We start from the raw sequence: 23718 nt of genomic DNA on the forward strand, positions 1-23718 counted from the left end.
CACTCCTTTCAACAAAAAAAACGCATGCACAAAAATGCATGCGTTTTCCTGACTGAAAAAATATATCCTTACCTGTAAGGTATCGTGATCACATTTAAAGAATTTGCCTTCACTACAACATCCACATTATTCTTCGCCGGTTTCAATTGCAGTTCTACCGGTTTCACTACAGATGGATTATCCAGCGTATTGAAATCACCCTTATTTTTCGCTGTCAGCACCTGTTGTGTTGTTGCATCCTTCGTAGTGACAGCTCCATCCAGCGCCAGTTTGTAATTCATGGCCTTACCAGAAGCGTTCACGATCTTCACTAATATCTTATGTGCCTGCTGATCGATCGTTGCACTGGCATAAATGCTATCTTTTCCTGTTAAAGGCTGATCATTCAACGTGACAGGGATCGTATGTGTGCCTTTGTTATTGGCGAAAAGCAACTGCACATAATAATTGGGCGTGCCTACTGAGCGCAGGTTATCAAACCATATCAGGTCCGGGCGCCATTGCCAGGCCTCCACATGGGCCAGCAGAGGCGCATAAGAGCACATCTGTACTATATCTGCATTTCTTTCCAGTCCGGTCATAAAAGCTGCTTCTGCCAATGCACTTTCCCATGTATTACGTGTTTCTCCCTGCTCACTGTCATTTTCCTTTGCCACTCTTATATGAGCGGCATATTCACCTGCGAATATCTTTGGCCCGTTCCTGTCATATTTATCATAACGGGTCGTATTTTTCAGGAACCATTCAGGCGGCATATAATAATGCTCATCTACGAGGTCTGCTTTTGATGTCCGTAACTTAGACCACAAATATTCAAACTGCTTTCCGCTGGAAAAAGGGCCAACGCTGGACACCAGTTTAATTTCCGGATGTTTACTTTTCAGCTCCTGCTCAAAACGCTGATATCTGGCAACATACTGACTGTCCCACTGCTCATTCCCTACCCCCATCATCTGGAGATTAAAGGGCTTCGGATGCCCCATTTCTGCCCTTAAATGGCCCCATTTGGTATCAGTGCCACCATTGGCAAATTCAATAAGATCCAGCGCATCCTGTATGTATACAGCAACGTCTTCATCTGCCGCCACCTCACCTGTATTAAACTGGCAGGCCATACCACAATTAAGAATAGGCAATGGCGATGCGCCTATATCTTCTGAAAGCAGGAAATACTCATAGAAGCCAAGACCGTAGCTCTGGAAGTAATCACCCGGCGCACGGTTAGCAAATTCAGTATTCCAGCGGTTGACGATCAGTGTACGGTCTTCTACTTTTCCCACTGTCTTTTTCCATTGATAGCGGTTGGCCAGATCACGTCCTTCAACAATACATCCGCCGGGGAATCGTACGAACCCGGGGTGCAGATCTGCCAGCTTCTGTACAAGATCACTCCGCAATCCGCCGGGGCGCTGTTTCCAGGTATCCTCAGGGAATAAAGAGATCATATCAATATCCAGGCTGCCATTACCGGAAAACTGCAATTGCAATCCGCCTTTGGCAACCGTACGCGATGCAGTTACAGATGCCGTATATTGCTTCCATTCCTTTCCGGTCGGCGGAATAGCCACCTCTCCAATATGTTCTCCTTTCTCATCCAGCAACACTAGTTTCAGCGCCGGATTGCCGGTTGTATTTCCAGCCCGGAAGGAAAAATTATAACGCAGGTCCTTTTTGAAACCCATTCCCCGGAACCCTTCATTAAACAAGCCATAAATACTATCGCCGGCCTGCACTGTTACATGCGCATACCGTGGATTGGCAGCATGTTCACTACCCTGGTTAACGATCAGTATCCTGCCGGCGCCCTCTTTTCCGGTCTCCTTCCAGCCCATTAGTGGATCTGTAAACTCAAAAGAACGGTTCTTCACGAGTTCCGCATAGATTCCTCCGTCAGCTGAAAAATTAATATCCTCAAAAAAGATCCCCCACATAGTAGGCTGTACAGCTGCCTGTGGCTTGTTCACTTTCAACGTAATTGTCTGCGCAGAAGATATGCCTCCCGTCAGCGACAGCAGTCCTGCTGTAATAAGCGTAATTATTGTTCTCATAAAGGGAATTGACACAACAATATACATTCAAAAATCAATATCCAAAACATTTACAGATACTTTTTGTGTTAAAATGACATTTAATTATTTGCCGGTAAGAAGTGTTCAAAAATCATTATCTGATGAAACTGACAACTCGCAAATGCAATTTTTACACACAAACATTCTCATGGATGACGATACAACATTTTATCCTGTCATTTAACATGTACAGTCAACATGTGTTGTTTCATCGTTCATTATTGCATTCATGAGACAGTTGAAAAATGGGAAAGCGTGTACCCGGAAATGTTACCTGCGGTCTACAGATTACCATTTTTTCCGCCCTACTCCTATCAGTAAGGTTTAATCACTCCCCGAAAACTACTCAAATAAGAAACAATTTACAATATCATGAAAATCAATAAATTAATAAGATTTAAAATCGTTTTAACATTTCCTTAGAGTATTCTCGCAAGGTTTTAGCTTAATCGATACCAACCATCTTTTATTGAGATCTTTTATTTTTTAACCAGTTTAAAATTGAAAAACCATGAAAAAGCAATTATTGAGATTTGGCCTCATGGCTGGCCTGGGAGCATTCGCACTGACACAGACAAACGCAGTAAACGCAATGACAACTAAAGCGGACACCGCAAATTTTGCATTGGACACTGCAAGTTTTATCAGAGACACAGTAAATTATGCACCAGACACGGCCAACTTTGCAATGGATACAGCCAACTTCGCACTGGACACGGCTAATTTCAAAGCAGACACTGCCAACTTCTCACTGGACACAGCTGCTTTTACAAGAGACACTGCTAACTTCAAATTTGACACAGCATCCTTTGTAAGAGACACTGCTGCCTTCGCGAAAGACACTGCCAGCTTCAGCAACGCAAAAGACACTGCATTCTTTAAAGACACAGCCAACTTTGCTTTTAAAGCAGACACTGTAGCTTTTAAATATGCAGACACGACTGCTGCTAAAGCCGACACTGCTACCATGAAGGACACCGCCAGTTTCGTAGCGAAACTGGATACTGCCACCGCAGTAGCTGACACTGCCGCCGTAAAAAGCGGTACAGCAGTAATCAGGAAAGATACTACTGTAAAAAATCCAGCCGATACTTCTGCAACGCAGAAGCCAAAAGCGGTGAAAGTGAACAAAAAGTAATTACAGGTCTAACACTAAAAGAGGCCGTCTCAACACATGAGGCGGTCTTTTTTATTTACCACTACTATCGCAATCTTAGGAAAGATTCCAAAGCGGTTCTAAAAAAAGTGTACGAAAACCTGAAAATTGCTTAATCACGTTATAAGCCCCTTTTATCACCAGCAATTAAGCTGGTCCTATCAGGCATATAACTTCGTATTGATCAGGTGCAAATAAGGTACAAGAACCGTACAAACAACGTTTCTCCTAGGTTCATCTTACGTTCATCTTACGTTCATCCTACGTTCAAAGACGTAGAATGAACGTAAGATAGACATAGGAGAAACATTGTTTAGTCCTTATTATAACGGCGTTTGTACGGCGCCATATCGGAGCTGCACCCTATTCATGTGTAAACTAATGAATATTAGCACTAACAAAAACCAAAAAAGCCGCCTCAGCAACGAGACGGCTTTCTATAACAAAAAAATTATAATCGATTAGAAGTTGTAACCAGCTTTCAGGCCAAAGAAGCCGCGGTTGTCGTTCTTAAACCACACTTCATATTTTGCTTCTACATCCAGTCCCAGGAAACGAATACCCAGACCTGGAGCAAAAATAGCCGCAGTACCTTTGTAGTTGTCTCCATCGCCGCCTACGAAGGTAGCAGTACCACCTTCAGCTTTCACATACAGCAAAGGGAAACCAAATTTGTACTTCAGCCCCACCCTTACCGGCAATGCCTTCAGCGATTGTGCCTTTGCGGTCAGCTCAGTACCACCTCCACCAAGGTAGGTATAGGTCTTACCCGGAAAATACATGAAACCTGCGGAACCAGTCACGCCGAATCCTGCTATCAGCTTGATATCGGCATTCAGGCCGCCACCAAAACCAGTGTTATGAGTGTCCTTAAAGTCTCCTACCGGGGAACCGACTTCAACATATGGACCAATGCTGAATCCTTTTAATTGAGCTTTAGCCGTATTGCCAAACATGCAGGTGGCGGCAATAAACAGGCCAGCGGTGTACAAGGTCTTTAACATAGAGGATATTTTAAAATTTCCACAAATGTAAGTAATTCACATTAAATCAAACAAATGGAGCAAACGGGGTTATTGTGGCCGGACCTTGTAAACTGAATCCATACGCAGACTATCAACTGGTGCCACCTTTTTGGCATCAGTTTTAGCCGGCATGCCAATCTTAGCACCTCCTCCGGGTGCAGGAGGAGCTGCATTGGGTTCTCCTGTAGGATATCCCATCTTAGCCATTTCTTTACGGGTCTTTTTGTCGAAAAGATATTGAGGTTTCTTCTCCCTGCGCAAGCCTTCCTCGAAACGGTATTCAGCGCCCCCTCTCGGAGCTGGGTCATAGCCGCTTTCTGTTTTGCAGCTGCTCAGGGTCAAAATGCCTGCCAGCACAAAATAACCTGATATTATGCTGGCAGGCTGTTTAAATTCTTTCCAGGTGAAATATGACATATGCCTGGGTTTACTGTCCGGTTTAATAACGTCATTGCTATGCAATTATTATACCGCTTGTGTACCGGCAACTAGTTGCAGCGTTAGAACCTGCACAAAAAACGGGCTGGTTACAACCAGCCCGGTAAAACACTAAAAAACTATCCCTGATTATAACTTTTCCGCTTTATAACCGGCCTTTTCTACTGCACGGATAATTTCTTCTGCACCTACCTTATCTGCGGATATTGTCAGCACCTTTTCCGGCGCAGCTGTATCCACTTTCCAGGCATTTTCGCCCGCTACTTCGTTCAGGTAAGGTGTTACAGTGGCGATACATCCACCACACTTAATATTCGTCTTAAATTGCTGTGTTTCCATACTTGTGTATTATTAAATTTTTGACCATTTTAATCTTAGGCTGTTGCTGACTACAGAGACGGAGCTCAATGCCATAGCGGCGCCGGCTATCATAGGATTCAATAAGAACCCGTTTACCGGAAATAGTACGCCTGCTGCCAGCGGAATACCGATTACATTGTAAATAAATGCCCAGAAAAGATTCTGTCTTATTGTGTAAACCGTTTTGCGTGACAGGCGCAGGGCTTTAGGTATTGCATTCAGATCTGAAGTGATCAGTGTCATTTTAGCAACGTCCATCGCTATATCTGATCCTTTTCCCATAGCAATGCTGACATCTGCCTGAGCGAGCGCATGGCTGTCATTAATACCGTCTCCTACCATTGCTACTACCCGGCCTTCCTTTTGTAGCTCCTCTACAAAAGCGGCCTTTTCAGCTGGTAACACGCCCGCTTTGTAATGACGGACACCCACCTGTCTGGCTACAGCGGCTGCAGTATGTTCATTATCGCCGGTCAGCATATACACGGCTATTCCATTGTTCTGCAGGGATCTGATCGCTGATGCAGATGTCGGTTTGATCTCATCTTCGATGGCAATAATTCCCAGCAGGCGGCCATCTGCGGCAAATGATATCACCGTCCTGGCGACAGCCTCCCATTCGTTGATCTTACGCAATACAGTATCTTCAGTCCTGACGCCATTGTCCTTCATCAATTTTGTATTACCTGCCAGGTATAACGTTTTGTTATAGACAGCCTGTATTCCTTTACCAGTAATACTTTCAATCTTCTCCAGTTGTCCGGCGGCAAACGGTGTGACACCTTTTGCCTGCAATTCCTTTATGATCGCTGCCGCCAGCGGATGTTCCGATTGCATCTCCATCGTCAGCAGTATGCGTTGCAGTTCCTTTACATCTTTATTTTCTGGCACGAAATAGCTGTCAGTCACAACAGGCTTACCTTCTGTAATAGTACCTGTTTTATCCAGGATGATGGCATTTACCTTATGCGCCAGTTCCAGGCTTTCCGCATCCCTGATCAGGATGTTGTTCTCCGCTCCCTTACCGACTCCCACCATGATAGCAGTTGGCGTTGCCAATCCAAGCGCACAGGGACAGGCAATCACGAGTACAGTTACTGCGGATAATAAACCATGTGTGAAGGCATTCTCTCCTCCTATCAGCATCCATACTGCGAATGTGAGCAGAGAAATACCTATCACCACAGGAACAAATATGCCTGCGATCTTATCGACCAATTGTTGTACCGGAGCCTTACTACCCTGCGCTTCCTTCACCATGCGGATGATCTGGGCCAGCACAGTGTCTCCTCCCACTTTTTCTGCACGGGAACGGAAACTGCCCTTCTGATTGATAGTACCGGCAAATACAGCAGCATCCGCTTCTTTCAGCACTGGTACCGGTTCCCCGGTAATCATGCTTTCATCTACCCAGGACGAGCCACTCTCTACGCGTCCATCTATCGGGATGCGGGCGCCTGGCTTTATTACAATAATATCGCCCACCTGTACTTCACTGAGGGGCACTTCTTTTGTATGCACACCATCTGCCGCTACTACAATAGCAGTAGCTGGCTGCAAGCCCATTAGTTTCTTCAGCGCAGCCGAAGTATTTGATTTGGCTTTCTCTTCCAGCAATCTGCCTAATGATATAAAAGCCACGACGACTGCTGCCGCCTCAAAATATACATGCGCATGTAATCCACGAGCATGCCAGTATTCGGGAAATAAAGTATTAAATACGCTGAATATCCAGGCTATGCCTGTACTTAACGCGACGAGCGTATCCATATTGGCTTTGCCGTGTGATGCCTGTTTCCAGGCATTGATAAAGAATTGTCTTCCGAGGTAAAAAATAACTGGCGTAGATAATGCCAGCATGATCCAGTTGGCATAGGGTATATCCATCAGGAACATACCGATCACAACGACAGGCGCCGATAATATCAGTGCTGCAATTGTTCTTTTCTTTAAAGCCCTGTAATGATCCAGCTGCGCCTGTTCCTGTACCTGTTCACGGTTATGCTCATCTATTACAAGGTCATAACCAATGCTGCGGATCACATTCCGTAATGCTACTGGCGTAACACTGTCGCGGTCGTATGCTACACGGGCTGTCTGATCTGCATAATTGACGGATGCCTCTTCCACTCCTGGCGTAGACTGTAGCATGGTGGCCACGCTAACAGCACAGGATGCACAGGTCATCTCTAGTACAGGAAATGTTTCTTTTATTATATGTCCGGTTGTTGTAGCCATGTCCAATCTTTTCACAAAGCTACTACCGAACAGAAAAAGGGTTGTTATACAATGATGGGGAATATGTATAAAATTATGAAACGTGCATTACCGTCATACTTTGTCAAGCGGTTTCCGGTTGTTCTCTTTTAATTGCCTGTAGCCTGTTGGTGTAAGTCCTGTGACTTTCTTAAACTGCTGCGATAGGTGCTGTACACTGCTGTAGCCAAGGCTGTCAGCTATTTCACTGAGGTTCATCTCATCATACTGCAACAGTTCCTTCACACGTTCAATGCGTTGCAGGATCACATACTTTTCAATGGTAAGACCTTCAGTAGATGAAAAAAGGGTGGAAAGATAATGATAATCAACCTGTAAAGCCTCCTGCAAATAAACAGACAACTTTGTATTGAGTGTTTCATTCTCGTTCCCGTGAATCAGGCGGATGACAGTGGTTTTCAGCTTCTCTACCAGTGTGGTTTTCTTATCGTCCAGCAATTCAAAACCCAGGGCATGTAATTGTTTTCCAAGGACCTCCAGCTTTTCAGGAGCGGGTGCTTTCTCCAGTTCAACATCTCCCAGATCGATTTTTGCGTAAGGGATATCCAGTTTCTCCAGCTCTTGCTGTACCACAAGGATACAGCGGTTACAAACCATATTTTTTATAAACAGATGCATTGATCAGAAATTGAAGAGGCAAAGTTACGTGATAAAATGAATTTATCTATTCCACCTATCATGAGAAGACGCACTATTATGCTACATGGTTTATATTCACTAATTTTAACGATCATGAAAAATTATTCATACATCCTATTAGCGCTTACCCTTGCAGGCTGCGTGGAAAACAAATCACAGGAACAACAGGCCGACAGCACGGTTCAGACAGTAGAGAAAAACAACGAACCGGCGGCGGAAGTATCGAAAGCGCCGGAAGCCACCTCAGAAAAGATCATCAGAGAAAGGGCGCAGGGCACCGTCACGCTCCTGGATTCTGCTAATGGCCGTCCTATTGTACAGGTAAACGACAACGTACAACTGGAAGCAGGCATCCCAAGAAAAGGCTGGGCGTCGACATTGGTAACTACAGAACTCAATGATACGCAGACGGAAGGGCAGCTGTTGAAAAAGGGCTCTCCAATCATTGCAGATGGAAAAACAGTGGGGAAAGTATTGGAAGATGTGGTGATCGAGATGACATTCAAAAATGACAAAGGCGTGAATACAGGCGTATTTCACGCTGCTGTACAGCAGAATAAAATAAAAACAGGTACTGTGATTGAAAATGTCCTTGCCAGATATTTGCAGGAGCATACCGGCAAAACATTGGCTGACATGCAGGCCTTCATCAAACAGTTCCAGCTGGAAGCACTTGATATCAATAAACCTTACATAGAATATTACAATTACGAAAGTGCAGCGGATGATCCATCTCCCGGCTATCGTACAGTATTGGTATTCCACCAGGATAAACTGATCGGTGTAGTAGATTCCAGAACATTACAACTGGCCGACGCTAAACACTATCAGCTTGACAGAGATTATCATGGTTATTTCTTTACAGATACGGACGAGAAACTCCGGAAAGAATACATCAAAAAGTTTAACCAGTTTGTGAATGCAGCAGACTAAGTTGAAAGTGACCGGGAATCAGGAACGAAGGACAACACGTTCCTAATTCCCGATCTTCGCGATTTGTTCCTCCATTAATCGCATGACGAGCAGGGATTCTTCCTGCATAGATGCCATCAGGAAACCGAAATCCGGTTCACGTTTGACCGTCAGCGTATCCAGCTGTTCTGCTATCCGGGCCAGTTTGGCGAGGCCAATGATCTGTGAGGTGCCCCGTATCTTATGCCCGACACGGTTGATCTTACGGATGTCCACTGCTGCAGCTGCGGATTGCAGTTCTGTGACGGATGATCTCAATTCCTCTATAGTCAGCTTTAACAATTGTTTCAGTACTGATTTATCTTCTCCCACCAGGTAGGCTTCTAATGTTCCCATATCAAAATGCGTATCTTTTGCTTCCTGTTCGGTAATAAGGTTGGCGGGCCCCTCTTCTATCACGACTGTCAGCCATTTACGGAACAGTTGTAACAGCTTTTGCTGTACCAACGGTTTACCAATAAAGTCGTTCATGCCAGCCTCTACGCACTTTTCCCTTTCACCTTTCAGATTACCGGCTGTCAATGCAATAATGGGTATACGCTGACCACCGGTCATCTCGCGGATCTTTTTAGTGGCCTCATACCCGTTCATCACCGGCATCTGCACATCCATCAGTATCAGATCAGGCATCTTTCCGCGGCAGATCCGCAGGGCCTCTATACCATCCTGCGCCTCATAGATACGCGCATCATGTGCGATCCTTTTCACGATGGTGGTGGCTAGCAGCATGTTCACCGGATTATCCTCGACAATAAGAATATTCAGTTTTCCACCTATCCACTGCTCTTCTTTTTCCTGTTTATGACGCTTTGCTCTTTTTTCTTTCCTGATCAGCAAGGAAAGGCTGTTATACAGCTCATTGATCTTAATAGGCTTTACCATCCGCAGGCCGATATCCAGCTGATCACAGACCCGGATGATCCGTTCATCATCAGAAGAACTGTGCAGCAGGATCACGCCCTGTTCTCCTGGTAGTCTGCCGAAATGATGCCTGATCTTTTTTACCGTTTCGAGTCCATCCATATAAGGCATATGGTAGTCCATGAGGATGACATCATAGCGGTCGCCCCTCGCTAAAGTATCTAATGCTTCAAATCCGCTACGGGCTTCTGTACAGGAGATATCTTTGAGCGACAGCATTTCCTTGAGGATGGTGCGGTTGTTATCATTATCATCCACGATCAGTACCTGCCGGATCTTTTCCAGGCTTTCCCATCTGTCGGCGGGCGCTTCGGCGGTAGCCAGGTCTATATCAAAGAAGAAGGTACTGCCTTCATTCAGATTACTCTTTATTTGCAGGTGGCTGCCCATCAGGGCCAGTAGTTTATTGGAGATGGTAAGTCCCAGGCCTGTGCCACCATACTTTTTGGTAGTGGAAGCATCTTCCTGGCGGAAGGCTTCAAAGATCTTGTATTGTTTCTCCGGTTTAATACCGATACCAGTATCCCTGACTTCAAACCTGATCCTAGCCTTTCCGTCCTGTTGCATTTCAAGAGGGGTTACTTTTAACTCGATCTCTCCATTGCTGGTAAACTTTACGGCATTACCGAGGAGGTTGATCAGGATCTGCTTCAGGCGTACTTCATCAAACCAGGCAAAGCGGGGCAGGTTGGTAGCAACGTTCAGCAGCATTTCCAGTCCCTTGTGCTGCGCCTGATAACTCACGATGTCACTCACCTGGCTGCTGAACTCATAAAGGTCATATTTGTCGATATCGAGTTCCAGCTTGCCGGATTCTATCTTGGAAAAGTCCAGGATGTCATTGATGATGCTTAGGAGCGCATTAGCCGACTGATTAACGATAGAGAGGTATTGATGCTGGGTTTCATTAAGGTCTGTTTTCAGCACCAGTTCTGTAAAGCCTATTACCCCGTTCAGCGGAGTACGGATCTCATGGCTCATGTTGGCCAGGAATTCTGACTTGGCCATATTGGCCTGCTCTGCCTGTAGCTTGGCTGCCGCCAGGCTGGCTTGCTGAGACAGCAGCTCCTGTTCTGTTTCTTTGGAGATGGAGATATCCTGGAAGGCACCGTATAGTCGTTTACATTTCCCGTTCTCAAATTCGGCATTACCGATGGCTCTTACCCATCGTTCATTCCCTTTGGCGGTAATGATCTGCAATTCGAGATCCCAGGGTTGCCCTGTTTCAATGATCTCTTTGAGAGCGGCGGTGATCTTTCTGCGGCTCTCTCCTTCTTTATAAAACCCGACTGCGGTAGTTAAGGTAGGCGTAAAGTCTGCCGGTACTTCATGAATCTCTTTAGTTACGTCAGACCAGAACATGTCCTTATAAACAAGGTCTGCTTCCCAGCCGCCTATACGGGATAACTGGCTGGTACGTTCCAGTATTTCCCGGGTACGTTTGAGGTCTTTTTCCAGTTCGAAGAAGGCGCGGAAATCGCGTTCGCTGTTCTGTAATGCTACCTGACGATTATGATCGATGATTTCGGCGACGATTTCGCCGGTAATGATCTTCATCATCTTTTGCTGCCGGACGTCAAGGCTCCGGGGCTCCTTATCCATCAATGATAAAGTGCCCAGCAGATCTCCCGAAGGGGATACGAGATCGTAAGTAAGGTGGAAAGTAGCTTCTTTTGGGGTAATAGGAATACCTGATGCAATGACAACGGATGGCTGTTGATCATCAATGATTAAGATCGTTGCTACCTGTACATTGCAAACAAGAGACGCTAATTCAGTCTGTCTATTCAGTTTCTCCTGTAATATTGCATTCAAACATTAAGCTTTTCACTGTGGATGAAATTACATGCTGATCTCTTCTTTCCTGTTCTGGTGTAAAAGCCTGTTAATGTAGAGCTATGAAGATACTAAATTTCCCTCTATGTGAGTAAACGAAATATGATCCCACTTTCGTGGCAGGTCATTGGCAAGTATATTGATGCGGTATTGAAGGGACTGTTTAAATGAAGTCTGGGGTTCCCGGCAATGCATGCGGGGCTGTAGGGATTATAAAAATGCGGGATACGGGTATGTGTGGCATACCTGTATCCCGCATAAAGTTATATTATGAGTTTTTATGCTTTCTCTACAAACTGTTTCAGCGAAGTACCTATCAGTTCTGTCCAACCCATAGCAAAATTTTCTTTCGCGAAGCTTGAAATAGGTGGGAAAGTTTCAAGACCTGCATGCGTTAGTTTTACGCGTGTTTTATCGCCTTCCGGAAACAGCTCGAAGGTTACGAACGAATTCCCCTCATATCCATCATAACGCCAGCTATAAGTAAGTTTACGGTCTGTTTCCACTTCAGTCACCTTACAAAGGTGCAGGAACTGCTGTCCCTTGGGATCGCCGCCCGTAAACTGAAATTCAGCTCCTACCTCTGGCTTGAATGCAGGAATGTCAAAATACCATTGTTTCATCTGGTCTTTATTGGTAATGGCATCCCAGACTTTTCTTACCGGCGCATCATAAGTCCGTTCAATTACAAATGGTTCGCTTTTCATAATTATATATGATTTAGAATGTTTTAGGGGACCATGTTATTATATAACCGATCGGTTACAAATATAAAGGAAACCTTTTGGTTACGGAAATATTTTTATGCTTCCGGGTGACTATACAATATTGGTACCAGGGCTCCCAGGAGGGAGAATGGTTAACGCCTCGCCAGTCTGTCACAAAAGAATAAGTCCATCTTATAAATACACTGACAAACGACGTTTATTCAGTATTTCATTCACTGCCAGTTGGAGCTCCCGTTCCGAACCGGCGGTAACATTGACCAGGGAATAGGGATGCGCTCCCAGGAGCACATCCCATCGCCATTGTAACTGGCTGCTTGTTGATACTAACCCATTGTCATACCACCAGGCTGTATATAGTCTGTCTTTTTCCTGTTGCAGTAAGGCAGTATAGATGGTATGTCCCTCTACCAGTTTCTCCTCCACTTTATAAAACTCATATCCGCTGCCTTTCCAGCAGATCATGGGGTTGTGTTCTGTGTAATAACTGGCCGGAATATGTTTGATGTAAACCAGTAAGGTATCGTTCTTTAAGCGGATGATATTTCCCGGCAGGGATTGCACAGCATACCCAGGCATAGCAGGTATATTGGACAGGACCTGCTGATCCACATCTCTTGGCTTATTGATGAGGAATACGATCAGCAGCGCAGCAGGCAATAGCATATTAAGCAGGAATAACTTTACTGCTGAACGAAGCACATAACGTTTTCTGTGTAACGCTATCGGTTTGCCATATTTACGGGCGATCCATTGTGTCAGGAACAATAGCGGCACGATCACATAAAGCACCAGGCAGATGATACCGGTTACATCATGCATCACTGTGCCTGGCATAATGTGGAGGCATACAAGGAATATAATGCGTAAAAGGTTGGAGGCTATGTTCATCAGTATCATCATGGCCAGTATTGATAAGACCCACCATAGGCTTAACACCTTTTTATATTGTTGCTGATAAAAACCAATGAGGGTCATGCCACACAAAGATGCCGTCACCATCATCTGCAAACCCATACACGCGGGATCTACCGAAAACTCGTTACCGTTGCAGGTGATCATATTTCCCTGTACATTTACCTCCTGCCCCGTTATCCGGATGATGTTTCCGGCCCAACCGGTCAGTGCCAGGCGTATCGGAAAACTGAATATGTTCATGCCATATTCAAACAACGGAGACATCATCACTAATACCAGCACTGGCAGGAAGTTCATACGCCCGTAAAATGTTTCGATCATGAACAGGCAGCCGCACAAGCAGGAGATACACAGGAATGTTTTGGCTGGCACCAGTAGATACAACAGCAGGAACACCAATGCCATGAAAAAGTAACGCGTACTTCCCCGTTCGCTCGTCTTAAATGATGTGGTGAAATACAATGCTGCTATTCCCAGGATAACTCTGGTAGCATCCCATACCAGGTAATCATGCAGACCAATGAATAAAACAAGGCCATAGCATACAACAGCCATCAGTGGCCAACATCTGCCAGCACGTAACAATCCCGCTATCACTGAAAAGATTCCTTTGTTCATATAGCTGCAACACGTTTGAATAACACCGGTCTGAATTTTAAGTACACGATCAGTAACAGGCCGATCACTATCAATGCCCATTCATGTGGTTCAGGCACTGCGCCCTTACTTTTGAGGGATGCATTTTTAAGGCTGTTGTTGCTTTCTTTTATATTGAAGCGATCGTAGTCTTCCTGCTTTTCCAATACTACCAGACTAGATAATGGCGTCACGATGTAAGACTCCGCGGCTTCTGCCACCAGCGTATCACTCTCGTTACCACCGGTCAGCAAGCGTGGCCCCATCGCATGCATGATATGATTATAGGCAAACAGGCGTTGCAGGTGATCAGGAGCGGTAGATACTTCTGTGCCGGGAGTTTCGTTGATTGTCATGCCGGCAGATTCGATCACGATACGCTGGTCATTTTCAATACTGGCAGGGAAACGGTGGGCGTCCAGCAACGCTTTCAGCGCAGCAATATCTCCCTGATCATAACGGAAAGTCCGGCATTCCTTTAGCGTACGCAGGTAGGGCGAAAGTTCACCACCCAGATTGTAAAGCATTACATGCTGACCACCTGCAAGCCATCCCTTCAACGCATCCATGAAGCGGGTGTTTTCCAGATCGTCCACGGAAGGAGAGTTCACTACTCCTTTGCTAATAACAATCGCGGTTGAAGGCTGAGATATTTTAAAGAATGGGAACAAGCTAAACCTGCTTGCAGCGGCTTGTTTAAATAATTCAGATCTGTTCTGTTCCGTTACCTGTTCCATCATTTCGTCAATGTATACCCAGACACGTTTGTGCCCCAGCAGCGAGAGTACCGTGTTGTATTCATTTTTGCTCCAGACGCTATTGACATCCAGGTAAACATCTGAGATATCCGCAGTAGCCAATTCCTTTCTATATGGCGTTACTGAAAATACTTTGCCATTAGCACTGAACAGCTGATGTACCAGTCCTTCGTCTTTAAAAGACAACTGCCAATCGGCACTGTAAGGGCCGGAAGCAGTCAGCCTGCCATCTTTTTCTTTACTGAAGATGCCTCCTTTCTGAAGATCTGCAGGCGGCGTTTCAAATGAGATCTCCACATCCTCGCCGGTGCTGCTGGTAACGGGACCATCGAAATAAATATTGCGGTAAATCAGCGCTCCATGTTCGAGAGAGAGTGGCGCTGTAATGCCCAGTTTGAACTGTCGTTCTTCATTATCAAGCACTGGGAATACCCTTACGGTCACGGTATTTCCTTCCTGCCAGTGTACGACGGAAGGGTCGCGGTTTTCCACTCCTACGATAGTTTTATATGCACTGTCTGCTTTTGCTTTTGTAGTGAGCAGGCCTTTTTCTTCCTTGTTATTGATCCAAAGGGACAATGATGACACAACAGCGCCTTCGGGGAGATGAAAGATGTAAATCGCTTCCTGGTTGTTTCTCCATCGCCCTCTCTCCGTTATGATGCGGTTATTCTTTACGTTCACCGTTTTTTCAGTATACGCCATTCTTAAGCGCGGCCAGATACGGGCGGAAGTCTGTACATGTGTGGTTGTCAGATCATCTCCTGACCATAAACGCTCTTCTGCTTCATAGCGGGAATCGTACAGGAATTTTAGTATATGGATACGGTCTTCATCGGTCATCATAGTAGTGCCGCACAATGTTGAAGCGATCATGACAAGCGGATCATGTTTCCGTGCCTCATTCCAATTGAGTGAAGAACCGAAATTGAAAAAAGGTCTTTCCCATCCGTCGGCCGTAGTGTATACCATTTCTGCCCTGAGGACTTTTCCTGTAACGGGATTGGGGGTAATGTGTGCCGCAACGTGTAACCAGGCAGGTAAGTAGGTGTCTCTGACCTTCTCGCTCCAACGACGATATTCGCGCCCCATTTCAACTACGTTCATCATCCAGAGTATAGTATATACCAATACGATCAGCACCGTTATACCAATACCTGACCAGAAAGCCAGTTTATATGGCCGTCTTCGGGCATTACTGCGGCGAAATAAGCGGATCGTATATAAAAAGAATAAAAGCGGTACCAGTGCATGCAGGGAAATTCCGAAGAAAAAGAAAGCCAGCAGTCCAAGCGCAGTAAAGGGTGCAACATAAATAGCCATGTACAGGAAACAGCAGAGAGACAATCCTAACAGGAAGAACATGACTATACGTACAGGAACAGGCACAACACGAATGAAGGCAAAAGCAAAATAGTTGACAGCACAAAGGATGATCATTACTGCGAACCAGGGCGCCGATACCTCAAAGACTGGGAATAAACGGTTTAAGGCATATGCGCTGACCAGGAACATCAGCAGGAAAAGAAAAAAAGGATGTAGTCCTTCCCTGCCCCGCCGCAGGCGTCCACTGATCCACAGGGTCAGAAAATAGCCCACCGTAATGGCATGGTTCAGAAAGAACCAGGTCAACTCATCTTCTATCGGCGACAATGCAGGAATGAGGAACATGATCAAGGTAACTGCCAGGAGAATTAACCCTGTGCAATAGATCTCATCGTTAAAACGCTTTCTTATAATTTTCAAAGGTATAGTTTGTCTACTCATAAAATAAAGTACTTTGAATTACAAAGAATACAAGGATAAAAAAACAGGCTGTAGCCCGTTTGCTGATTTAATATATACTTTGAAATACAAAGTAAGTAAAAGAAACTGATTCACACAAATCTCATTTCAAAAAAAAGTACTATCTTCTGCTATCGCGACATACCTACCCGGGTATAATATTTGGTCTTGCAACAATAACACTTTAAACGACAACACGATGAAAGCAATCTGGCAGAATGAGGTCATTGCGGAAAGTGACAGTACTGTGGTAGTCGAGAATAATCATTACTTTCCTCCAACATCCGTAAAAACGGCCCTGCTGAGCCCCTCAAAGACACATACTTTCTGCCCATGGAAAGGAGAAGCCTCTTACTATGATGTCAACATTAACGGCAAAGTCAACAGAGATGCTGCCTGGTATTATCCTGATCCTAAGGAAGCGGCAGCGAATATCAGGGGTTATATTGCTTTCTGGAAAGGAGTGGAAGTAGTTAAATAGAAAACCTGTAAACGCTTGGTTATGAGAAAATTTGATGCAATTGTCATTGGCTCCGGCCAGGGTGGTGTTCCGTTGGCAAAAAAGCTGGCCAAAGCCGGCTGGCAGACTGCCATCGTAGAGAAAAGATGGATCGGTGGTACCTGTATCAATGATGGCTGTACTCCCACTAAAACAATGATCGCCAGTGCAGCTGCTGCTCATATCATTGCCAACAGCCAGGAATGGGGCATTACCGTCAGTGATTTTAAAGTAGATCTGGAGAAGATTGTTGCCCGGAAAAATAAAGTGGTGCGGTCCTTCCGGGAAGGCACTACCAAAAGCATGGAAAAGATACAGGGCCTTTCTATTATTTATGGTGAGGCTGTATTCAGCGGTGATAAAACACTAGCTGTAAAACTCGCTGATGGCGGGCAGGACGAGATTGCTGCCGACCATATATTTATCAATACCGGCACCTTACCCAGCATCCCTCCTGTTCCCGGTCTTGATACCGTCAACTATCTTACCAATACGACCATCATGGACCTGACCAAGCTGCCTTCACATTTAATGGTGCTGGGCAGTGGCTATGTAGGACTGGAATTTGGTCAGTTGTTCCGCCGACTGGGTTGCCAGGTAACGATCATTGACAAGAACAAACAATTGCTGCAACATGAAGATGAGGATGTTGCTGTTGCGGTAAAGAAGGTCATGGAAACTTCCGGGGTTATGATGTACAGTAACGCCAATGTACAGAAGATAGAACAGACCGGCGATGTGATCAGATTACAACTTACTGCCAACGGAGAAACGCATGCCATTACCGGCTCTCACCTGCTGGTAGCGGCAGGACGTACACCTCAGTCGAAGTCACTGCAGCCTGAAAAAACAGGACTTGTGCTCGATGAAAAAGGATACATACCTGTGAATGATAAACTGGAAACCAATGTTCCTGGTATCTATGCGCTGGGAGATGTAAAAGGAGGCCCTGCCTTCACGCATATTTCCTACAATGACCACCTGGTGATATACAAGAACCTGATCCATATGGAAAACGTTTCTATTAAAGACAGGCCTATCCCCTATTGTATGTTCACTGATCCTCAACTGGGACGTGTGGGATTGACAGAAAAAGAAGCGAAAGCAGCCGGGTATAAAGTAAAGATTGCCTGTCTTGATATGACCAGGGTAGCGAGAGCGATTGAAACAGGCAATACACAGGGATTTATGAAAGCCGTTATTGATTCAAATACGGATAAATTGCTGGGAGTTGCTATCTTGGGACCGGAAGGCGGAGAAGTGATGTCGGCGTTACAGTTGGCTATGCTGGGAGGCCTGACTGTCACACAGTTAAAAGAAATGATCTTTGCGCATCCATTATATGCAGAATCTATCAACAATTTATTTATGACACTGGATAAGTAGCCAGCTCCGCAACAATATGCGGATTAAAATCCTCAATGAATCCCAACCATGATAAAACTTGAACATGTCAACAAATCTTTCCATAACGGCAAACCGGCTGTCAGGGATGTTTCCTTCGAAGTGAACACGGGGGAAACACTGGTATTGCTTGGCACCAGCGGTAGCGGAAAGACTACGACACTGCGCATGATCAACCGGCTGATTGCGCCAGACAGTGGACAGATCCTCGTGAATGGAGAATCGGTAAATACACAGCAAACCGAGGCATTACGACGGAATATCGGGTATGTACTACAGGATAACGGCCTGTTTCCTCACTACACCGTAGCTGAAAACATCGGTATTGTTCCCACTTTACTCAAATGGGATAAAAAACGTATAGAAGAGCGGACACGCTCTCTGATGGAAAAACTACGTTTATCAGTCGCGGACCATTATGATGAGTATCCCCAGCAACTGAGCGGGGGACAACAACAAAGGGTTGGACTAGCCAGAGCACTGGCGGCAGATCCGGCGGTATTGCTGATGGATGAGCCATTCGGAGCGCTCGACCCGGTAACACGGGCCAGTGTAAGGAAAGAATTCAGATCACTGGACGAGATCCATAACAAAACCGTGATCATGGTAACACATGATGTACCTGAAGCATTTGAACTGGGCAATCGTATCTGCCTGATGGATAAGGGCGCCATACAACAAACCGGTACGCCTGCAGAACTCCTTTTCAATCCGGTGAATGATTTTGTCAGCAACTTTTTTCAGGAACAACGTTTTTGGCTGGAGCTGAATGCACTCCGGCTTACAGATATCAGGTCCTGGCTTAGCGATACTGTGCCTGGCGAGAATCATGCACCTGTTCTGAAGGGAGAGGATTCCTGCTGGGACGCCCTGGAGCAGCTGACTACGCTGTCTGCTCCTGTCAACATTTTATTCAATGATAAGCTCGTTCGCATTGACACCAGCGAATTGATGCACGCCTTTACTCAATACAAGCAAACTGTCAGCGGACATGGAAGATCAACCAGGCTTTCCTGAATTTGTGCAACAACAGGCCGGCAAATTGCTGGAGCAAACGTTGCAACATATCGGGCTTACTTTTATTTCTCTTTTAATAGCAGTGGTGATAGGTGTACCGCTGGGTATTCTTATTACCCGCCGCAAAAAGCTGGCAGGTATTGTACTCGGTATTGCCGGTGTATTACAGACCATTCCAAGCATTGCATTACTGGGATTTATGATTCCCTTACTGGGCATCGGGGCTAAGCCGGCTATTATGGCTTTATTCCTGTATGCCTTGTTGCCTATTATCAGGAATACTTATACCGGTATTCTCCAGGTCGATCCTGTTGTGATAGATGCGGCTACGGGGATGGGCATGAGCAAACGGCAGCTGCTTTACAGGGTACAACTGCCACTGGCGATGCCGGTATTACTGGCAGGTATCAGAACAGCCACTGTTATTAATGTGGGTGTAGCTACCCTGGCAGCGTATATAGCAGCAGGAGGATTAGGAGAATTTATTTTTGGCGGCATCGCGCTGAATAATACCAATATGATACTGGCGGGTGCCATTCCGGCAGCATTACTGGCCATCATCTTTGATTGGGCAGTAGCCCGTCTGCAGAAACTGCGGGCACAGAAGGTCAAAACGGCACTCTACTTCCTACCCTTTTTACTGGTGATACTGTCCTCTTTCTACCTGTTGCCGGCAGCCTATGGAAGCAGTCTGGTAGCAGGATTCACGCCTGAATTCATGGGTCGGAAAGATGGCAATCTGGGACTAAAACAGGTGTATGGATTACATATGCGGACTGTCGTGATCAGTGACATGATCATGTACAAAGCTGCCTATGAGAAGACCCTGGATGTCATCAGTGGCAGTACGACGGATGGCAGGGTGAGGGCTTTTGATCTTCAGGCACTTACCGACGACAAACATATTTTCCCCCCTTATTATGCGGCTCCGATTGTGCGGCAGGAAACACTCGACAAGTATCCGGAACTGGCACCTGCACTAAATAAACTATCTGGTATAATTAATGATAGTGTAATGACTGAGCTGAACTACAGGGTCGATCATCTGAAGCAGGACCCGGCGGCTGTAGCCAGTGATTTCTTAAAAGCTAAAGGATTATTGCAGGTAGCGAAACATGGCACCAAGGGAACGGTTGTCATTGGAGCCAAGATATTCGGGGATGGCTATATCCTTGCCAATATGTACAAGTTACTGGTGAACGGGTATACTGAACTAGAAGCTACTACAAAAACGGGGCTGGGAGGTACTAAGATATGCTTTGATGCGCTTACCAATGGGCAGATAGATCTTTATCCGGAATACTCCGGCACCGGTTTACTCGTCATCCTACAGGCAGACAAATCTGTCGTTGATACATTGATCAGCGACAATCAAAAAGTCTATGACTATGTTTCACGAGAGTTTATGCAACGGTACCATATCAAATGGTTGCCTCCTATCGGGTTCAATAATACATATGCATTGATGATGCGCAGGCAACAGGCTGCGGATCTGCATATTACCTCTATATCAGACTTAAAGGAATATTTACTGCATCACTAACCACCAGTATATGCAATTGAAAAATGATTTTAACACGGTGCGGAAAAGGTCCATGCATATCTGCGCACCTTTGAAAACGGAAGACTATGTAGTCCAGCCTGTCGTAGATGTCAGTCCGCCGAAATGGCATCTCGGGCACACCACCTGGTTCTTCGAAACATTTCTTTTAAAACCACATTTTCCCGGTTATAAAGAATTTGATCCTAATTATAATTTCGTATTCAACAGTTATTACGAAACTGTCGGCGCCCGTGTGATCCGTACTGACAGGGGAAATTTAAGCCGTCCTGCAGTGGAAGACGTTATGCGTTACCGTGAGCATGTGGACAAAGCCATGCAGGCTTTCCTGGATACGGAACTGAGCGATGAAATACGTTCACTGATCGTATTGGGACTGAACCATGAAGAGCAGCATCAGGAATTATTGTACACGGATATTAAGTACATACTCGGCCACAATCCACTGATGCCGGCATATTCCGATACGGCAGTTACCAGCATTACGACGCCTGTAACGGAACAGCCTTTCCTGCAAATGCCGGCAGGGCTGTATGAGATCGGCTATAAAGGAGATGGCTTCTGTTTTGATAATGAGTTAGGCAGGCATACGGTTTATCTGCAGGACTATCAGATCAGTACGCAGCTTGTTACCAACGCGGAGTACCTGGAGTTCATGGAAGCAGGCGGTTACAGCGATTTCCGTCACTGGCATGCGGAAGGCTGGGACTGGGTAAAGAGAGAGCAGGTAAAAGCGCCATTATACTGGCACTTTGTAGATGGCAAATGGATGCAATACACCTGGCAGGGGCAACAGCCAGTGGCGGATGACGATCCGTTGTGTCATATCAGTTATTACGAAGCGACTGCTTATGCCTCCTGGAAAGGCCTGCGTCTTCCTACTGAATTTGAATGGGAAGCAGCTGCGCCGCAATTGTCATGGGGACAACGTTGGGAATGGACAGAGAGTGCCTACCTTCCTTATCCGGGCTTTACCAAAGCGCCGGGCGCGATTGGCGAATACAACGGTAAATTCATGGTCAGCCAGATGGTGCTGCGTGGAGGCTCTGAAGTAACACCGCCTAATCATAGCCGTCTTACTTACCGCAATTTCTTCCATCCATCATTGAGATGGCAGTTTACCGGTATCAGACTGGCAAAGTAAACTTATTTTTACACTACTAATAATTACATTATGGCCACCTCTGTAATGCATACGGTATTAGTTCCTTTAAAACAGGACCAACGGGAGATCTTCTCCCAGGATGTGATCCGCGGACTCAGTGCAAAAAACAAATACCTGGACTCCAAGTATTTCTACGATGCTGAAGGTGACCGTCTTTTCCAGGAGATCATGCGTTGCCATGAGTATTATCTGACCAATTGCGAAATGGAAATATTGCGGGAGCAGTCGGCTGCGATCAGTCAGGCGATCCTGTCGCACACCAGGCTTTTCGATGTGGTGGAACTGGGCGCGGGCGACGCAACAAAATCTATTCACCTGTTGAAGGAGTTACTGAAGACAGGGCAGGATTTTACGTATTACCCGGTAGACATTTCCGGTAATGTGATCGCCCAGCTGGAGCGGTCATTACCACAGCAGTTACCCAACCTGAAGATGCATGGATTACATGGAGAGTACTTCGACATGTTGCAGCAAGCGGGCACATTATCACGGAAGACGAAAGTAGTGTTGTGTATGGGTGGTAACATCGGCAATTTCACGCCGGTAGAAGCGAGAAAGTTCTGCCGCCTGTTGCGCAATTACCTGCAGCCGGGAGATCTTGTGATCATCGGTTTTGATTTAAAGAAACATCCGCAGATTATCCTGGATGCGTATAATGATGCAGCTGGTTTTACGCGGGATTTTAACCTCAATCTGCTGAAGCGCATCAACCGGGAACTGGGCGGTAATTTTGATATCAGTAAGTTTGATCATTATCCTACTTATGATCCTGGAACAGGGGCTTGTAAGAGTTATCTTGTCAGCCTGGAAGAGCAGGATGTAAAGATCGGCGATCAGACAATTCATTTCGGACTACATGAGCCCATTCATATGGAGATATCGCAGAAGTATGATCTGGAATCAACAGAGCAGATGGCGATGCAGTCGGGCTTTGAAACGGTGGCCGATTTCTTTGACAGTCGCAGATGGTTTGCGGACTGTATGTGGTTGTGCATATAATGCCAGAGAAAATATGAGGCTGCCCCTGTTAAACACCAGCGGGCAGCTTCTTTTTTTATGACTTCCAGGTGCCCAATAATCTTCTGAGCACGATAATTTCGCCGGTATGATAACTGGTATGATCTGCAATGAGCAGCGCTTCTCGTAACAGATGTTGCCCGTCGCCATGAGCGAAAGGTTTATACAGATCAGCATGCGGGTCTTTCAGCAGATCAATAAATTCCTGCAGATCACTTTTAATTTGTGCCAGGCACTTTTTCCAGGCCGTTTCACTGGCAGGCGCTGTTTCTTTCGGCCAGTACCCTTCCGGCCATGAGGGCGACTCATGTTTTGGGTTGCGTGAGAACTCCAATATATCCCATTGCGTTATCCTGATATGATCTACCAATTGCCATATGCTATACGGCATACCTTCGGGTACTACTCCTCTCAGTTCAGCAGGCAGCCCTTTTACAGCGTCATCAAAAGTAGCGTGCGCGTGACCGCCGGTTAATAATTGTTCCAGTGTCTTTATAAGTTCTATATTGTGTGTTGCAGCCATAGTTATATGCAATTTAT

General features: G+C 45.7%; 19 protein-coding genes. 8 read left to right on the forward strand and 11 right to left on the reverse strand.

From position 1 onward, the window contains the following. Nucleotides 1–68: 68 nt before the first annotated feature. Nucleotides 69–2048 carry an alpha-L-arabinofuranosidase C-terminal domain-containing protein gene (locus CLV42_RS06080; RefSeq protein ID WP_106601350.1) on the reverse strand — a complete coding sequence of 660 codons (1980 nt, stop codon included), beginning with the start codon at nucleotides 2046–2048 and terminating at the stop codon, nucleotides 69–71. 532 nt (nucleotides 2049–2580) lie between these two features. On the opposite strand from CLV42_RS06080, the gene CLV42_RS06085 reads away from it, so the two are divergent. Beyond that, nucleotides 2581–3207: a hypothetical protein gene (locus CLV42_RS06085; RefSeq protein ID WP_106601007.1), complete on the forward strand. Its 627-nt coding sequence runs from the start codon at nucleotides 2581–2583 to the stop codon at nucleotides 3205–3207. Between the two features lie 479 nt (nucleotides 3208–3686). On the opposite strand, the gene CLV42_RS06090 is transcribed toward CLV42_RS06085, so the two are convergent. The 5 genes from CLV42_RS06090 to CLV42_RS06110 all read right to left on the reverse strand — a co-directional run bounded on the left by CLV42_RS06090 (nucleotide 3687) and on the right by CLV42_RS06110 (nucleotide 7943). Then, nucleotides 3687–4229: a hypothetical protein gene (locus CLV42_RS06090; RefSeq protein WP_245901516.1), complete on the reverse strand. Its 543-nt coding sequence runs from the start codon at nucleotides 4227–4229 to the stop codon at nucleotides 3687–3689. A gap of 69 nt (nucleotides 4230–4298) precedes the next feature. Beyond that, on the reverse strand, nucleotides 4299–4667 hold the full coding sequence (locus CLV42_RS06095; protein ID WP_106601008.1) for a hypothetical protein: 369 nt from the start codon (nucleotides 4665–4667) through the stop codon (nucleotides 4299–4301). A 150-nt stretch (nucleotides 4668–4817) separates the two neighbouring features. Next, complete coding sequence (locus tag CLV42_RS06100) at nucleotides 4818–5027, reverse strand: heavy-metal-associated domain-containing protein (RefSeq protein ID WP_106601009.1); 210 nt, start codon at nucleotides 5025–5027, stop codon at nucleotides 4818–4820. A 12-nt stretch (nucleotides 5028–5039) separates the two neighbouring features. Continuing rightward, a complete protein-coding gene (locus CLV42_RS06105; RefSeq protein ID WP_106601010.1) occupies nucleotides 5040–7286 on the reverse strand; it encodes a heavy metal translocating P-type ATPase in 2247 nt (748 codons plus the stop codon). Nucleotides 7287–7379: 93 nt separating this feature from the next. Further along, entirely contained in the window at nucleotides 7380–7943 is a 564-nt protein-coding gene (locus CLV42_RS06110) for a helix-turn-helix domain-containing protein (RefSeq protein WP_106601011.1), read from the reverse strand. 114 nt (nucleotides 7944–8057) lie between these two features. On the opposite strand from CLV42_RS06110, the gene CLV42_RS06115 reads away from it, so the two are divergent. Continuing rightward, nucleotides 8058–8897, forward strand: a complete 840-nt coding sequence (locus tag CLV42_RS06115) for a hypothetical protein (RefSeq protein WP_106601012.1) — start codon at nucleotides 8058–8060, stop codon at nucleotides 8895–8897. A gap of 42 nt (nucleotides 8898–8939) precedes the next feature. Here the strand turns inward: CLV42_RS06115 and CLV42_RS06120 are convergent, their stop codons facing one another. The 4 genes from CLV42_RS06120 to CLV42_RS06135 form a co-directional block, all read right to left on the reverse strand. Beyond that, entirely contained in the window at nucleotides 8940–11672 is a 2733-nt protein-coding gene (locus CLV42_RS06120) for a PAS domain-containing hybrid sensor histidine kinase/response regulator (RefSeq protein ID WP_106601013.1), read from the reverse strand. 299 nt (nucleotides 11673–11971) lie between these two features. Next, on the reverse strand, nucleotides 11972–12400 hold the full coding sequence (locus CLV42_RS06125) for an SRPBCC family protein (RefSeq protein WP_106601014.1): 429 nt from the start codon (nucleotides 12398–12400) through the stop codon (nucleotides 11972–11974). A 192-nt stretch (nucleotides 12401–12592) separates the two neighbouring features. Then, nucleotides 12593–13954, reverse strand: a complete 1362-nt coding sequence (gene xrtN, locus CLV42_RS06130) for an exosortase N (RefSeq protein ID WP_170117410.1) — start codon at nucleotides 13952–13954, stop codon at nucleotides 12593–12595. Further along, nucleotides 13951–16476: an XrtN system VIT domain-containing protein gene (locus CLV42_RS06135; RefSeq protein ID WP_170117411.1), complete on the reverse strand. Its 2526-nt coding sequence runs from the start codon at nucleotides 16474–16476 to the stop codon at nucleotides 13951–13953. Before CLV42_RS06135 ends, xrtN begins: the two co-directional genes overlap by 4 nt. A 238-nt stretch (nucleotides 16477–16714) precedes the next feature. Here CLV42_RS06135 and CLV42_RS06140 point away from each other — a divergent pair, with 238 nt between their 5' ends. The 6 genes from CLV42_RS06140 to CLV42_RS06165 are packed head-to-tail and all read left to right on the forward strand — an operon-like array spanning nucleotide 16715 to nucleotide 23160. Continuing rightward, on the forward strand, nucleotides 16715–16996 hold the full coding sequence (locus CLV42_RS06140) for a DUF427 domain-containing protein (RefSeq protein WP_106601017.1): 282 nt from the start codon (nucleotides 16715–16717) through the stop codon (nucleotides 16994–16996). A 21-nt stretch (nucleotides 16997–17017) separates the two neighbouring features. Next, nucleotides 17018–18400, forward strand: coding sequence for a mercuric reductase (locus tag CLV42_RS06145; protein ID WP_106601018.1), 1383 nt, complete (start codon nucleotides 17018–17020; stop codon nucleotides 18398–18400). 48 nt (nucleotides 18401–18448) lie between these two features. Further along, nucleotides 18449–19435, forward strand: coding sequence for an ABC transporter ATP-binding protein (locus CLV42_RS06150; protein WP_106601019.1), 987 nt, complete (start codon nucleotides 18449–18451; stop codon nucleotides 19433–19435). After that, nucleotides 19410–20978 (forward strand): ABC transporter permease/substrate-binding protein, encoded by a 1569-nt coding sequence (locus CLV42_RS06155; protein WP_106601020.1) that lies wholly within the window; start codon nucleotides 19410–19412, stop codon nucleotides 20976–20978. The genes CLV42_RS06150 and CLV42_RS06155 overlap by 26 nt, the downstream gene beginning before the upstream one ends. 10 nt (nucleotides 20979–20988) lie before the next feature. Then, nucleotides 20989–22140, forward strand: a complete 1152-nt coding sequence (gene egtB / locus CLV42_RS06160; protein ID WP_106601021.1) for an ergothioneine biosynthesis protein EgtB — start codon at nucleotides 20989–20991, stop codon at nucleotides 22138–22140. Nucleotides 22141–22170: 30 nt separating this feature from the next. Continuing rightward, nucleotides 22171–23160 carry an L-histidine N(alpha)-methyltransferase gene (locus tag CLV42_RS06165; protein WP_245901518.1) on the forward strand — a complete coding sequence of 330 codons (990 nt, stop codon included), beginning with the start codon at nucleotides 22171–22173 and terminating at the stop codon, nucleotides 23158–23160. A 55-nt stretch (nucleotides 23161–23215) separates the two neighbouring features. On the opposite strand, the gene CLV42_RS06170 is transcribed toward CLV42_RS06165, so the two are convergent. Further along, complete coding sequence (locus CLV42_RS06170) at nucleotides 23216–23701, reverse strand: DinB family protein (RefSeq protein ID WP_245901520.1); 486 nt, start codon at nucleotides 23699–23701, stop codon at nucleotides 23216–23218. Nucleotides 23702–23718: the final 17 nt, after the last annotated feature.

The sequence above is a fragment of the Chitinophaga ginsengisoli genome (assembly GCF_003014595.1).
In the GTDB taxonomy this organism is placed as follows: Bacteria; Bacteroidota; Bacteroidia; order Chitinophagales; family Chitinophagaceae; genus Chitinophaga; species Chitinophaga ginsengisoli.